The sequence below is a fragment of the Elusimicrobiaceae bacterium genome (assembly GCA_017528825.1).
GTDB lineage: Bacteria > Elusimicrobiota > Elusimicrobia > Elusimicrobiales > Elusimicrobiaceae > Avelusimicrobium.
Genome location: JAFXOI010000012.1, coordinates 14675 through 28419 on the forward strand (window position 1 = coordinate 14675; position 13745 = coordinate 28419).

Here is a 13745-nt window from a genome sequence, read left to right on the forward strand (position 1 = left end):
ATCTCTTAGGGGCTTCACACAAAGTCCCTACTAAAATGCTAGTAAAAAAAAGAGCAAATTTCAAGTGCTATTTTTTTAGATAGCAAAGACCCTAAAAAACAAAGTCCTTTTCCCCATTAAAAATTGTTAAAATACTTGTATGGATAATTTTCAAGAAATAGATAAAAAACAACAAGCCCGCTGGGAAAAGGAAAATCTTTTTGCCAGCCCCCGTTTGCCGAAAGGTAAAAAATTTTACTGCTTAGACATGTTCCCTTATCCGTCGGGAGCGGGATTGCACGTCGGCCATCCGGAAGGATACACGGCCTCCGACATTTTGACTCGTTATAAACGCATGAACGGTTTTGATGTGTTGCACCCTATGGGTTGGGATGCTTTTGGCTTACCCGCCGAAAACTATGCGATTGCCACCGGCATCCACCCCTCCATTACCACGCAAAAAAACATCGATAATTTTAGACGGCAAATCAAATCGTTGGGACTGGCGTATGATTGGAACCGTGAAATTAATACCACAGATCCCGATTACTATAAATGGACACAATGGATTTTCTTGCAATTGTTTAAGAAGGGCCTTGCCTATGAATCGACCGTACCTATCAACTGGTGCCCTTCCTGCAAAACAGGGCTTGCCAACGAAGAAGTATTTAATGGAAAGTGCGAACGTTGCGGACACCCAATCGAACGCCGCAATTTACGTCAATGGATTTTGAAAATTACCGCTTACGCCGAACGTTTACTCGAAGATTTAGACGGACTGGACTGGCCGGAGAGCACCCTGGCTATGCAAAAGAACTGGATTGGCAAGAGCAAAGGGGCCGAGGTTACCTTCCAAATCGCTGACTCTCACGATAAACTAACCGTCTTCACCACGCGCCCGGATACCCTGTTTGGCGCGACGTATATGGTCGTTTCGCCGGAACATCCTATTTTGCAACGCATCGTAACCGATGCCCAAAAAGAAGCCGTGACCGCTTACCAAAACCAAGCCGCTAATAAGAGCGATTTGGAACGCGCCGATTTGAATAAAGACAAAACCGGTGTCTTTACAGGGGCCTACGCCATTAACCCGGTCAACGGTAAAAAAATACCCGTTTGGACCTCTGATTATGTATTGATGGGTTACGGCACCGGTGCCATTATGGCAGTGCCCGCCCACGACGAAAGAGACTACGCTTTTGCGAAAAAATTCGGTTTAGAAATTATTGAAGTCATCAAAAGCGAGCAAGGAGTAAAAGAGGCCGCTTTTACAGGAGACGGAGAGCTCATAAATTCCGGCTTTTTAAACGGACTGCGAGTACGTGAAAGCAAAGCCAAAATGATTGAATGGCTCAAAGAAAAAGGATTTGGACAGGGCAAAACTACTTATAAACTGCGTGATTGGGTGTTTGCCCGTCAACGTTATTGGGGAGAGCCGATTCCGCTTGTTCATTGCGATAAATGCGGTGTCGTGCCTCTGCCGGAAGATCAACTCCCCCTGCGCCTGCCCGATATGAAACAATTTGAACCCTCCGGCACGGGTGAGTCTCCTTTAGCCAATGCTACCGAGTGGCTGCGCACTACGTGCCCCCGTTGCGGCGGACCGGCTTTGCGCGAGACCAACACCATGCCGCAATGGGCAGGTTCCTGCTGGTATTATTTGCGCTATATGGACCCCCACAATGATCAAGCATTGGTAGACCCGGAAATTGAAAAAGCCTACGGCCCCGTAGATTGCTATATTGGCGGAGCGGAACACGCGGTACTACATTTATTATATGCCCGTTTCTGGCATAAAGTACTCTATGATTTGGGTGTAGTACATACCAAAGAGCCGTTCCAAAAACTGCGTCACCAAGGTATGATTTTGGCCTTTTCTTACCGCGATAAATTAGGGGCCTATCATAGTTATGACGAAATAGATTTTAAGGACGGAAAAGCCTTCTTGAAAAGCACCGGAGAGGAATTATCCTCCATGGTGGAAAAGATGTCTAAATCCAAAAAGAATGTCATCAACCCCGACGATATCCTCAGCCAATACGGCGCCGATGCTTTCCGCATGTATGAAATGTTTATGGGTCCGTTTGAGGCCAGTAAACCGTGGGATATGAAAGGGATTGAAGGGATTTCTCGTTTCTTACGGCGTATTGTGGCTTGGAACGAAAGCGTAAAACTAACCACCGCTTCTAATCCGCCGTCTGTGGAAATTCTCAAACATAAAACGATTGCCAAAGTGAGCCAAGACATTGAAGAACTGCATTTCAATACGGCCATTTCGGCGCTGATGGTCTTTTTCAATGACATCAGTAAATTGGAAGCCGTCAGCCAAGATACGTTTGACACTTTCCTCAAACTCTTACACCCGTTTGCCCCGCATATTACGGAAGAAATTTGGCAAACCAACGGTCATAGTGATTTCCTCGTCCGTCAGCTGTGGCCCAAAGCCGATAAGGAAATCATCGCGCAGGAAACCATTGAAATGGGTGTACAAATTAACGGAAAAGTGCGCGACCGCATCCAAGTGCCGGCCAAAGCCAGTCAAGAAAAAATTCAACAAACCGCCTTGGCCAGCGAAAAAATACAAAAGTATTTAGAGGGCATGGAAATAAAAAAGATTATCGTCGTGCCAGCCCGCATTATCAATATCATTATTGCCCCTAAAAAATAAGGAGAACTTATGAAAAAAATAGGATTTCTGTTGGCCGTGATCTGCGCGTTAGCCGCCTGTGGCAGCGAAGGTTCGTTTTATCGTCCGCAAGCCCAAATCATGCCGCAACATATCCGCAAAGTGGCTATCCGCCCGATTCTTAATAAAACCGAAATTTTCGCCATGGAGGACAAATTATATTTGCAACTCTATGATGAATTTCTCAAAAACGGTTCTTATCAAATTGTCAACGAAAATAACGGAGCGGAAGGGGTGATTATTACCACCATTACGCGCTATCTAAATGTGCCGGTGCAATATGATAGCAACCTAATCCCTGTCGTTTATAAAATGGATGTATGGCTGGATATTGTGCTCATGGACAAAAGCACCAACACCCCCGTATGGCGGGAGCCGGCTTTCTTGGGCACGCAGTATTATTCCGCAGCCACCTTGCCGGGCGGTATGACGGAGCAACAAGCGCGCGAACTGATTTGGCAAAAGCTCTCTAAAGACATTGTCAAACGCACGGTAGACGGATTTGGATCTGTCATGAGTGAGAGCAAACGCAAAGTCATGCAGAACCCGGAATATACCACCATTACGCAATAATATGCCTAAGTCCACCGCCGATAAAATCAGCAAATCTTTAGCTAAAGGAACTATCTCTCCCGTTTATTTACTGACGGGAGAAGATTTATTCCGCAAAAAAGAGCTGATTGACCAAATCAAAACGGCGGTACATCCCGATGACTTCAATCTTTATTCTTCTTCCGCAGACAAAGCGGATATGGGCGAAGTGCTTGCGCTAGCCAACACAGCCCCGGTATTTTCAGACAAACGTTTAGTGATTTTAACGGATATTGAAAAACTGCGCAAAGACCCCAAAGAGGCCCTGATGCGTTATTTGGAAAATCCGCTAGACACCACGGTACTTGTTTTGACCCACAATGACAGTAAAAAACTCAAAACGGACAAAACACTTCCCGCCGTAGTTGCCGAGCACGGAGAAACCGCTAATTTGGACGAATTAAAGCGCGATGATTTGGTCCAGTGGATACGTAACCGTTTTGCCCAACAAAATTTGCAGGCAGATTTTGAAGCCATTGAAACATTGTGCGAAACGGTAGGGGCGGACTTAAATGCTTTGTCACAAGAAATTGAAAAATTGGCCTTATATACCGCCGAGCGGAACGATAAAAATATCTCTAAAAAAGACGTGCTGGCCGGAGTTGGATTTTCCAAGGAAGAAAACCCGTTTGAGCTGTCCAATGCGATTCAATACTTAAATAAAAATAGAGCCTTAGCCCAAATTGATAAACTGCTGGGTAGCGGAGAAACACCTATATCGGTACTAAGCAAAATTTCTTATCCGTTGCAAAAAATGGCTCGTATCAAGATGATGGCAAACGCGGGGATGGCTCCGTCTGATATTTCACGCGCAGCGGGACTTATGTTTTGGGAAACATCCCTCGTCAACCGGGCGGGTTCTTTTCCGTCTGTAGACACGTTTGTCAAAACCTTAGACCGCGTGATTGAGGCCGATAAAGCCTTCAAAACCTCTACCGCCTCCGACCCCAAAACCCTGCTCAAAGGGATCATCATGACGCTCTTTGCCGGAAGATAATTAAAAACAGATTAGACTTCATTGTCTATATATCCCCAACCTGCCCCTTCATACTATTTCAAAAAGAAAACAACCCAACAGGGCAAAAAGAAACCCCACTCAAATGAGCGGGGTCTTTTAGCACACGTAAAATATATTATTGCGCCGCTGTTTCCGGTGCTGTAATTTCATCACAAACGATTTTTCCAATTTCCGGATTCATCGGCGAACAACTGGTGGTCCAACCATTTTGATCTGCGCTGCGGCTTCCCACAAACATGGCCACACTCTCGCCGTTCTGTTGGAAGTCTATATAATAGGAACAGAGATCAGCCATACAAGACGCCTGCACTTCCGCCACCGTAGTAATTTCAGTCGTACCGGCACAACTTTTTGCTTGAACAGAAAAACTTGACATCTTAATCGTATTTTCTTGCTGGGCCACACCTTCCGCTATGTAGGTGTTTAGCTTTTCTTCGGCACGTTGGACGGTTTCTTTCAAACAGACTGTCTCCGACGGCATAGAAAAATTCTCAGGCTCGCTGATTTTTCCAAAAGACCCGGAAACGTCATTTACTTGGACGGGCATAAATTTCCCTTGACCAGGTATAAATTTCCCTTGCTGTAACAGGGAAAATGCCGCCGACGCACCGGAGTGGGAAAACTGCCACCAACCCCAGGCCGCGCCACCGATTACCGCCAGCCACACCAGCAACAAAAATATCTTGGCAGGACTTTTCATATTATTTCCTATTTATATTCTAATTTCACCAATTTATATTTACGGGGTCCTTTGGGCAACTGCGCTTCAAATTCATCGCCTTCTTTGTGACCCAGCACGCCGGATGCCAGCGGACTTTTAACTGATAACAATCCCTTATCCGGGTTTGATTCCATCGGACCAACTAGCGTATAAGTGAACTCCAACTCAGCCGCCACATCCTGAATAGTCACCGTCGCACCGATACGCGCTTCGCTATGGTCTACCGTTAAATTATCGGTAATTTCAGCGTTACGCAAGGTCATTTCCAATTCTTGAATGCGAATCAATGTTTCTGCTTGTTTTTCTTTGGCTGCATGATATTCCGCATTTTCTTTCAAATCGCCTTGCGCGGCCGCCTCCCCAATTTCCAACGACAGTTGTGCCTTTGTATTTTTCAAATCTTTTAATTCACCCATCAGGGCTTCATATTTTTTACGACTAATATATACTTTTTCCATAATACATACACTCCCATTAAGCAAGAGTGTACAATTTTTATACCCGCTTGGCAACTTTACATCCTGCTCCAAATATGCATAAATTTATGTATGAAACGATTTCTCACATATATTTTACTCATCGCGTGTACATGGCCTGCTTATAGCAAGACACATGTGGAAATTGCGGAGGAAAATTCCCCCTCTATTGTAGCTATTAATGTGCTCAAAAAAGACGGCACTACTTTTACAGGAACCGGTTTTGTTGTCACTCAAGACGGTGTCATCGCCACCAGCCGACACGTCACAGACAATGCTTTATATGTTAATGTAACTTTTAATACAGGAGCTATGTCCGGTCAAGCCAATTTGCTGGGCCAAGCTAAAGAAGTGGATTTAGCTATCATTAAAATAGGAGCCAAAGACCTCCCCACCGTTACATTCGGCGATTCCGATTATGTCTTGCCGGGACAAGATATCACGGTTATTGGCAATCCGCGCCGCCTGCAAAATACGGTTTCTTCCGGACTTATCAGCCAAGTACGCAAAAAATCGGACGGCATTATTTGGCATCAAATCAGTGCTCCTATTTCACCCAGCTCTAGCGGAAGCCCCGTGTTTGACACGCAAGGAAACGTCATATCGATTGCTTTTTCCAGCTACAAAGGAGAAGGAAATCAAAACCTCAATTTTGCTGTTCCGTCTAATTACTTGGTAAAACTTTTAAACGCTCATGGGTACTACCCCACAGTCATCTCTCCGGAAGATAACACTCCTTCCGAAGAGGCTTCTTGGTGGAGTAAATTTGTCGCCCACATCAAAAAATCATGGGAAATGATCTGCCGCCTCTTTAGCCGGCACCGTTCCTAAGGACCTAGAGTTGCTTGGGTCTAATGACCCTTGTTTTCTGCCGCAAAAATAACTACACTATAGGGGTACTCCATGCGAGAGGTTAGATTATGCCAAATAAAAAAACTAAACAAGTAGGAAAAATTGTCGTCGTCATTTTGAGTGTAGCTATTTTCTTCTTTTTATTACTTCCTTTTTTGGAATCGGACTCGGAAACTGCTAAAGAAGGGACTGCCAAAAAAGCAACGCCCCAGATTTTTACTTCCAATCCGCTCAGTGAATTAGCGCGCAAAATATATGCTATGTTTTCGGGCAAGAGCCGTTCCAAAGCGCCCAATATTCCGCCACAACAGACTAACATCTTAGAAGAAGGAGAAAATATGTTGGCCTTGGCTCCGGCAGAGGCAGAACGTTATTCCGCCGAGCACGAGTCTGATTCTCAGGTTTCTACCGTAGGAGTGACGTATGATGAATATGGCGAAGCCGGTTTTGTGAATGAAGAAGGTGAGTGGGTTTTAATCCGCCAAACGGCCCCGGAAACGGCTGAGCGCGGTATGCATGAAGTCAGCACCACCGATAAGGCCTATGACAAATATGTCCAACTGGAACGCTCCGCTAAATATATAGGGAAATCGAGCGAATCGGCGGCGGCCATTCCGGAATCTAAATGGGCCCGCTTGTGGAGACCGATTAAAAAACTATTTTCTAAAGATGAAGAGACCCCTTCCGCGGATCCGACAAATACAGACAAACCGTTTGCTTTGGCGGCGGCTTCTACCGGGTTAGGACAAGACAAGAACATATCCACCCGCCAGGAACGAAAATCGGGCAAAAATCCTTTTTCCTCCTTCTCAAGAAGACAATGGGGAAATGCTATCTCCATCGACCAATTTACTGATCCGGCGACGGTGTTAAATGAATCGGCGGAGCAATTAAAAGAAATGGCCCGCAATATGCTGGACTCAAAACGTGCCGACGAGGTGATTGAAAAGATTGAGCAAAACAAACAAAAAGCCATTGAACAAGCTAATCAACAAATTAAAGAGCAAAAGCAAGACGAATTGGAGCAAGCAATTGAACAAAACCAACAAAACGGGGTACAGTTTGAACCCGGCCAAATAGTCACGAAACTGTATACTTTTGCTTCTGATTGTAGATCCGACGATCCACCTTCTGCAAAAGCTGTGGGCTTTCCGCATAATAATCCGCCCCTAGAAGCTTCTCCCTCTCTCTCATCCTGTAATGAGAAACCTATCGAGTATAACGATCCTGAATATATCGAGGCCCAAAAGCAGGAACTTTCGCAAAAACTCTTAGAGGCTATGGGAACCCAAGCGGAAAAGCCGACTACTATTGAAACTCCGCCGGTAGTGGTGGTGGTGGACAAGTTAGCAGCCGGCCAGCCGCTGGACTTTAAACAGTTAATTCCGCCGGGGCAAGATTCTATACCACAGGACTCTCCGTACTGGTCGCAAGTAGAATACTTAAAACTGCTATATCAAGCGAAAGGTTGTGATAAACATGATTGCTATGCTATTTCAAATACATTAACGAATGTATCTCACGATGTACCGGAGATGGGAGCTGTTGCGGGTCTTGATATTTATCCGGGCCTTTCAGGTGATGAATTTGAAAATCTTAAAGCGGATCTCCTCGCCAACTTGCCATATGACAATGAGCAGATGATTCCAGTAATAAGCAGACTTCAACAGGAATTTCCGACCGTTACGTTTGTGGATGAGGAAACTTTTAATCAAATTAAACAAGGTCATATCCGCCTCTACTCTACCGCGGAACTGGCTAAAATATCCGAAAAACCCGAAGATGACCCAAATTATTTTGTAGATAAGGACAAAAAGATTTTTAACGGGGACCTTGAGAATGGTAACAGAGAAAAAGGAGCGTCTGCCCAGGAACAATATATAAAATCTAAAAAGACAGAAGCAGATATTACCAAAGAGGCAAATCAAAAATTTAAAAATGAATCCACCGAAGTTGTTTTGGAGCAAGTTGCCGATAAGGAAGCTGATAATATAAAGAAAAACGGAGACGTACCGCTCTTTGATTTCCATGTAAATTAATACAAAGTCGAGTAAACTCGTAGGAAATCTTAAAAATTGTATATCTCTAAAAAATCCCCGCTCCAAACAGCGGGGATTTTTCTATCCGGCAACCGCATCCTTCCCTCGCACGCGCGGCGCGTACGAATTTTTGCTTGCTCTTTTCCCCTAAAAACAGTTATACTACTATAGAGGTCTGCCTTAGCAGACCATGGTTTGTTATGTCATCAAGGGAGAGTATATGAAAAGATTTATTTTGCCAGTCTGTTTATTACTGTTAGCTTGCGGCTGTCACCAAGAGAAACAAGAAGAAGCCCCTTATAACCGTACTTCTGCCTCCAGCGACTATGAACGTACGTTTCGCAACCACATATTTGCCGCTTGCATAGATACCGGCAAATTTTATGCCACCTATGCATTGGCCCACGTGGATGCCAAACCCACCGAGTGCGACCCGCGCTACAAAGTGACCTTTGTCAATGGCCCTTGCAAAGGAAAAACCATTTTAACGGAAGACGTCATTGTTAAAACCTCCCCCATCGGCGGCGGCCAGTTGGTAAAGGGAGATATCGTATTGCGTGATTTTTGGAATCCTAAAAAACTCCCCACCGATGTAGAAGATTTAGATCGATGGCATCGCGGGGTGGTGTATGACACCTCACGCCGTGAAAAAGGCGTAATAGAACTGGAATTCCCGCGGGATAGCAATGATTTTATGGCTACTCGTGAATTTATTTTCTTACAAAATATACGCTACATTGAAAAACCGGAACCGAAAGATCCGCGCATCTTTTTATAGGAGATAATTTTTAGATACTATGCTGAAGAAATATATTTTACCCTTCATTTTTCTCTTTCCGCTCGCAGTCGCGGCTCAAACTGCTATTCCCGAAACACTGCTGGTCGATGTACCCACCGCCACGGTATTAGATAAATATCAAGCCTCCTTGATGACGCGTGCTTATGCTCACGGATCTGTGATGGAAAGCGTTGATTTTGGTGTATTGCCCCAAGTGAACATCGGACTTTCTTTGGCAGTCTATGAATTAATCGGCAATTCAGATGATATCCGAATGCTGACGCCGGATTTCCAAGCCAAATGGAAATTATTTGACGGTAATTTATATTTTCCGGCTATTGCCATCGGATACGATGGCCGCCGCTACGGGTATATTCGCCCTACCAAAAAATACTTAGACGACCGCAAGGGCGGATATGTAACGATGACCCGCGAAATTTTCTTCCCGGGATTAGAAACAACCGCCGGGGTGAACTTGTCGGATTTTGACAGACATGATGTATATTTCTTTTTAGGCACTTCTCTACGCTTAAAAGAATGGGCTTCGCTACTGGCTGAATGGGACAATATCAACTCCATGCGAGGCTCCCGTTTGAATATCGGCGCACGAGTCTATATCACCCCTGAGCTGGCACTTTCCGGCGCGGTACGCCGTATTGGTCGCGGAGATGAAAATGAGCGTATTTTGCAATTGCGCTATGTCACTAATTTCTGAGGCATTATGACCACACAAACTACTGCAGAAAAAAAACCGCAATTCAAACGCCGCACTATTTTTATCAAAAAGAAATTACAGCTGCGTTACATGGCCCTGATTTTGATCAGTGTCTTGGCGGGGTTACTAATTATGGCCTATGAAATGGTGTTCACATTGCATGACATTTTTGACCATTATCCGGTACTACTACAGCCCTTGTATGACCATTTTCCCTCTATTGCCTATAGTTTTGTCTACAAAATCCTCGTCTATATCGTCTTTGTGGTATTGATTTCTGCAATTCTCTCCCACAAGATGGCAGGCCCCGTGTATCGTTTTGAACAAACTTGTAAAGAAATTGCCAAAGGAGATTTATCCAAGCGGGTTCATTTACGCAAAGGAGATCAGCTGATGGAATTGCAAGACGAGTTCAATCACATGATGGATTATTTGGAAGCGGAAATTAAGAAACAAAAGTGAAGGGTCTTATGAAAAAGTTTATAATAGGGTGTTTTGTATTATTTTGGGGGCTACCGTTATTTGCTCAGATGGAATATGGAGTACGCTTTTCCAATTTAATTAATGATACTTTAACACTCGAGAGCGCGATTCGCTTGGGACTAGAAAATAACAATCGTTTTTTAGCGGCCCGCCAAGAAATCATTATCGCGGAGCAAAAAGTTAAAGAAGCTAAATTTCAATTTTTGCCTCAACTGGCCCTGCAAGGAACCGCCACATGGTATGATTTGGATTACCCGATGGTGCTGCCGGAATCGGTAGCCAACCGCTTTATCCCCAGTAATGACTTGTTAGCCGATAATACCAAGCAGCAGCTCTTCGGGGCAGGAGTTACCGCCACCCAGTATTTATACGCCGGTGGCCGCTTACGCAATACGCTTAAGATGGCTCAAGCCAACTTAAAACAAGCACAAAGCAAATACGAAACCGTCAAAAATGCCATCGTGCGGGATATCAAACAATCTTTTTACACTCTCTTATATGCCCAAGAAAATGCCGCACTGGCCCAAACTGTACAAACAAAGGCATCCGACTATTACCGTTCCATGCGTCCTACCTCGTGGGAAAAAATACGAGCGCAATACTTGGTTTCCAATATCTCTTCCCAAAAAAACATAGCAGACCATGAATTACAAAAAGCCCAACTGTCTATGCTCGTGGCCTTGAATAAAGAACTCAATTCCCACATTACTGTAAAAGGCGATTTCAAACCCGTATTAATTGATTTGGATTTGCCGCATCTTAACTTATGGTCCATGGAATTTCGCCCCGAATTAAAAACAGCTATTTATGCATTGGAATTGGATAGTTTGGCCATTGATTTGGCCTTGTCACGCAAGTACCCGGACATTATTTTGATGGGCAGCTATGAAAGAATGGGAGTAGAAGATTTGGATGATGAAAACAAACAAGTATCTTTAGCTGTTCGGTTGCCCTTGTCCTACAATCTATTTACGCAATCTACGCGTCGTAAGGCAGAACAACAACAAAGCACCTTACGCCGTGCCGCCATTGAAGATAGCATTCGGGTGCAAGTAGCTGAAAATTTTGCGGAAATGAAATTCTGGCAAACTGAAGTTATCGATCGCCAAAACACTTGGAATGAAATGCAAGACACTTTGAAACGCACCGAAAAATCTTTCCGCCCGAATGTAGAGGCCCTGGAAGCCTTGCAAACCTATTACCATATGGGAAAATCGTATTACGAAGCCATACTCCGTAATTTAGTAGCCAAAGCAGGATTGGAATGGGCTATCGGCCAAGATTTATAAGCAAGGAGCCAACGTGACAAAAAGAGGAATGCTAAAAACAGTATTTTTGCTCTGTTTGGCCGTTTTTGCAACCCCTCTGTATGCCGTGCCAACGGTCACACAGGATTCTGTTTTGCGCTCTTTCTTGTGGGATGAATTTACCAAATTACCAGCAGATCAACGTCCTGTCGTAGGCTTAGCGCTATCGGCGGGTGGTGTGCGCGGGTTTGCACACGTAGGTGTATTGGAAGTGTTGCATAATGCCGCAGTGCCCATTGACCGGGTGGCAGGTATTTCCATGGGATCGGTGGTAGGATCTTTATATGCGGCCGGACTGCCCACCGATAAATTATGGGAAATCGGCAATCACATTACGATTGATAAAATTACCCCGGATTTTAACTTGATGGGATTTTTCCGTTTTCTCTTCTTAAACCGCTTACCTTCCTCGCGCAACTTACAACAGTTTTTTAAGGATCAGTTGGGAGATATGCAATTTGAAGATATGCCCATTCCTTTTGTAACGGCGGCCATGGATGTCAAAACCGGAGAGCAAGTCATTTTTAATTCCGGTCCCTTAGATATCGCCGTGCGCGCCAGCATGAATCTACCGGGCGTATTTGAGCCTGTTTCTTATCGTCATCGCTATTTGGTGGACGGGGCCGTGGTAAATTATTTACCTGTTAATTTAGTTAAAGAGCAGGGAGCAGACTATATTATTGCTTCGGTCACCCCGCCGGATTTCTTTTCCAAAACCCCCCAATCTGTCGCTGCTTATTTGGTACGTGTCGGAGATGTGCGCGGGGCAGCCATGATTGAAGAATCCGCCCAGAAAGCCAATTTTGTCATTGAAAGCCGTGTCTTAAATACACGTACTTTAGAACTGGATAAATTACAACAAGCCGGCGAAGTAGGAATTCGCATGGCTAATAAATCATTAGGAGCGCTGCAGGAAGACCTGCTGCTGTTTGCACTAGATGACATTATTCGCCCGTAATTGTATCGTGGTTATATGCCTCTTTTTGGCCGGCGCTTCTGCCGGCTGGGCCGGCTTGTTTTCTGCGCCGTTTAAGGATAGGCAGGAATATGTACACGCCCGCCAAACCTACGAAAAAGGGGATTATCAGCAAGCAATTACCGAACTTTCCCAATATATTTATAAAACCCAAAACATTAAACGCCGTGAAGCACGGGCATATCGATTATTGGGTAAAAGCTACGAGCAACTGGAGCAATTAGACAAAGCATTAGAAGTTTATTTGGAAGCATTGGAATTTCACCACAAGAACATCCCCCTTTTATTAGCCGCTGCCTCTCTTTATCAGCGCACCAAACTGACTGACAGGTCTATTGAAATGTACGACCGTGTTTTAGAGCAAGAGCCCGATAATCAAGAGGCTTTAGCAGGGCAAGCCGACAATTATATTGACATGGGTTTCTATTCAAAGGCACACGATTATTATGACCGGCTCTTTGCACTTAATCCGCAAACTCCTGCCGTTCATCGGGCACGTTATGCCTATGCTTTCCTCAGGCAACGGGATTACCCGAACGCTTTTATCCACATTACCATGGCCAAAACAGAAGAGCCCGCAGATGCCCGCTATTGGTTGCTAAGTGCGTACGCGTATAAAGGTTTAGACAAACTCGATGATGCATTGGCAGATTTGGATATTGCTATTTGGCTAGATCCCCAGCAAACCGAGCTGCGCGCCATTAAATCCATGTGGCTGTATCAGCAAAAAAATAATAAAGCCTCGTTGCAAGAAGCACGCGCTTTACTAGCAGAAGAGCCGACCAATGAACTGGCTTTATTCATGATCTATCTTAATCTGAAAGATAGCAAGCCCAAACAAGCACGACAGGCCCTACAAAAAATTAAAGATTTTAATACCGACTCTTTTGCTCACCGTGTAGCTGAAAAATTATTACAAAAATAAAACTCCTCGGATAAAAGTCCGGGGAGTTTCATTTCTGATAGGAAAAATTTATTTTCCTTCTTCATCCAACTTCTTTTCAAATTCTTCCATCGAAATCGGGCGAGAATAGAGAAACCCTTGCGCCGTGTCACAGCCGATACTGCGTAGAAAGTCCGCTTGCTCCTCGGTTTCTACCCCTTCGGCCACAATGTGACTACCC

At 44.6% G+C, this 13745-nt stretch carries 14 protein-coding genes; 11 read left to right on the forward strand and 3 right to left on the reverse strand.

Annotation, left to right across the window (positions count from 1 at the left end; translation table 11 throughout):
* The first annotated feature begins 139 nt into the window (after positions 1-139).
* The 3 genes from IKN49_03255 to holA are packed head-to-tail and all read left to right on the forward strand — an operon-like array spanning position 140 to position 4253.
* Positions 140-2647, forward strand: a complete 2508-nt coding sequence (locus IKN49_03255) for a leucine--tRNA ligase (protein ID MBR3632064.1) — start codon at positions 140-142, stop codon at positions 2645-2647.
* 9 nt (positions 2648-2656) lie between these two features.
* Positions 2657-3238 carry a hypothetical protein gene (locus IKN49_03260; protein MBR3632065.1) on the forward strand — a complete coding sequence of 194 codons (582 nt, stop codon included), beginning with the start codon at positions 2657-2659 and terminating at the stop codon, positions 3236-3238.
* A 1-nt stretch (position 3239) separates the two neighbouring features.
* Complete coding sequence (gene holA / locus IKN49_03265) at positions 3240-4253, forward strand: DNA polymerase III subunit delta (GenBank protein ID MBR3632066.1); 1014 nt, start codon at positions 3240-3242, stop codon at positions 4251-4253.
* A gap of 136 nt (positions 4254-4389) precedes the next feature.
* Here the strand turns inward: holA and IKN49_03270 are convergent, their stop codons facing one another.
* Together IKN49_03270 and IKN49_03275 are read right to left on the reverse strand one after the other, a co-directional pair.
* On the reverse strand, positions 4390-4974 hold the full coding sequence (locus tag IKN49_03270; GenBank protein MBR3632067.1) for a hypothetical protein: 585 nt from the start codon (positions 4972-4974) through the stop codon (positions 4390-4392).
* Positions 4975-4982: 8 nt separating this feature from the next.
* A complete protein-coding gene (locus IKN49_03275) occupies positions 4983-5453 on the reverse strand; it encodes a transcription elongation factor GreA (GenBank protein MBR3632068.1) in 471 nt (156 codons plus the stop codon).
* A gap of 90 nt (positions 5454-5543) precedes the next feature.
* On the opposite strand from IKN49_03275, the gene IKN49_03280 reads away from it, so the two are divergent.
* The 8 genes from IKN49_03280 to IKN49_03315 all read left to right on the forward strand — a co-directional run bounded on the left by IKN49_03280 (position 5544) and on the right by IKN49_03315 (position 13546).
* A complete protein-coding gene (locus tag IKN49_03280; protein MBR3632069.1) occupies positions 5544-6302 on the forward strand; it encodes a trypsin-like peptidase domain-containing protein in 759 nt (252 codons plus the stop codon).
* An 89-nt stretch (positions 6303-6391) separates the two neighbouring features.
* The gene (locus IKN49_03285; protein ID MBR3632070.1) at positions 6392-8362 is read left to right on the forward strand and encodes a hypothetical protein; all 1971 of its coding nucleotides are present in this window, start codon (positions 6392-6394) and stop codon (positions 8360-8362) included.
* Positions 8363-8582: 220 nt separating this feature from the next.
* Complete coding sequence (locus tag IKN49_03290) at positions 8583-9140, forward strand: hypothetical protein (GenBank protein ID MBR3632071.1); 558 nt, start codon at positions 8583-8585, stop codon at positions 9138-9140.
* Positions 9141-9159: 19 nt separating this feature from the next.
* A complete protein-coding gene (locus tag IKN49_03295; GenBank protein ID MBR3632072.1) occupies positions 9160-9855 on the forward strand; it encodes a hypothetical protein in 696 nt (231 codons plus the stop codon).
* 6 nt (positions 9856-9861) lie between these two features.
* The gene (locus tag IKN49_03300) at positions 9862-10317 is read left to right on the forward strand and encodes a hypothetical protein (GenBank protein ID MBR3632073.1); all 456 of its coding nucleotides are present in this window, start codon (positions 9862-9864) and stop codon (positions 10315-10317) included.
* Between the two features lie 68 nt (positions 10318-10385).
* Entirely contained in the window at positions 10386-11627 is a 1242-nt protein-coding gene (locus tag IKN49_03305; GenBank protein MBR3632074.1) for a TolC family protein, read from the forward strand.
* A gap of 13 nt (positions 11628-11640) precedes the next feature.
* Positions 11641-12603 carry a patatin-like phospholipase family protein gene (locus tag IKN49_03310; GenBank protein ID MBR3632075.1) on the forward strand — a complete coding sequence of 321 codons (963 nt, stop codon included), beginning with the start codon at positions 11641-11643 and terminating at the stop codon, positions 12601-12603.
* Entirely contained in the window at positions 12584-13546 is a 963-nt protein-coding gene (locus tag IKN49_03315; GenBank protein MBR3632076.1) for a tetratricopeptide repeat protein, read from the forward strand. The genes IKN49_03310 and IKN49_03315 overlap by 20 nt, the downstream gene beginning before the upstream one ends.
* A gap of 48 nt (positions 13547-13594) precedes the next feature.
* On the opposite strand, the gene IKN49_03320 is transcribed toward IKN49_03315, so the two are convergent.
* Positions 13595-13745: EAL domain-containing protein (locus IKN49_03320; GenBank protein ID MBR3632077.1), on the reverse strand; the 151-nt coding region annotated here is incomplete at its 5' end.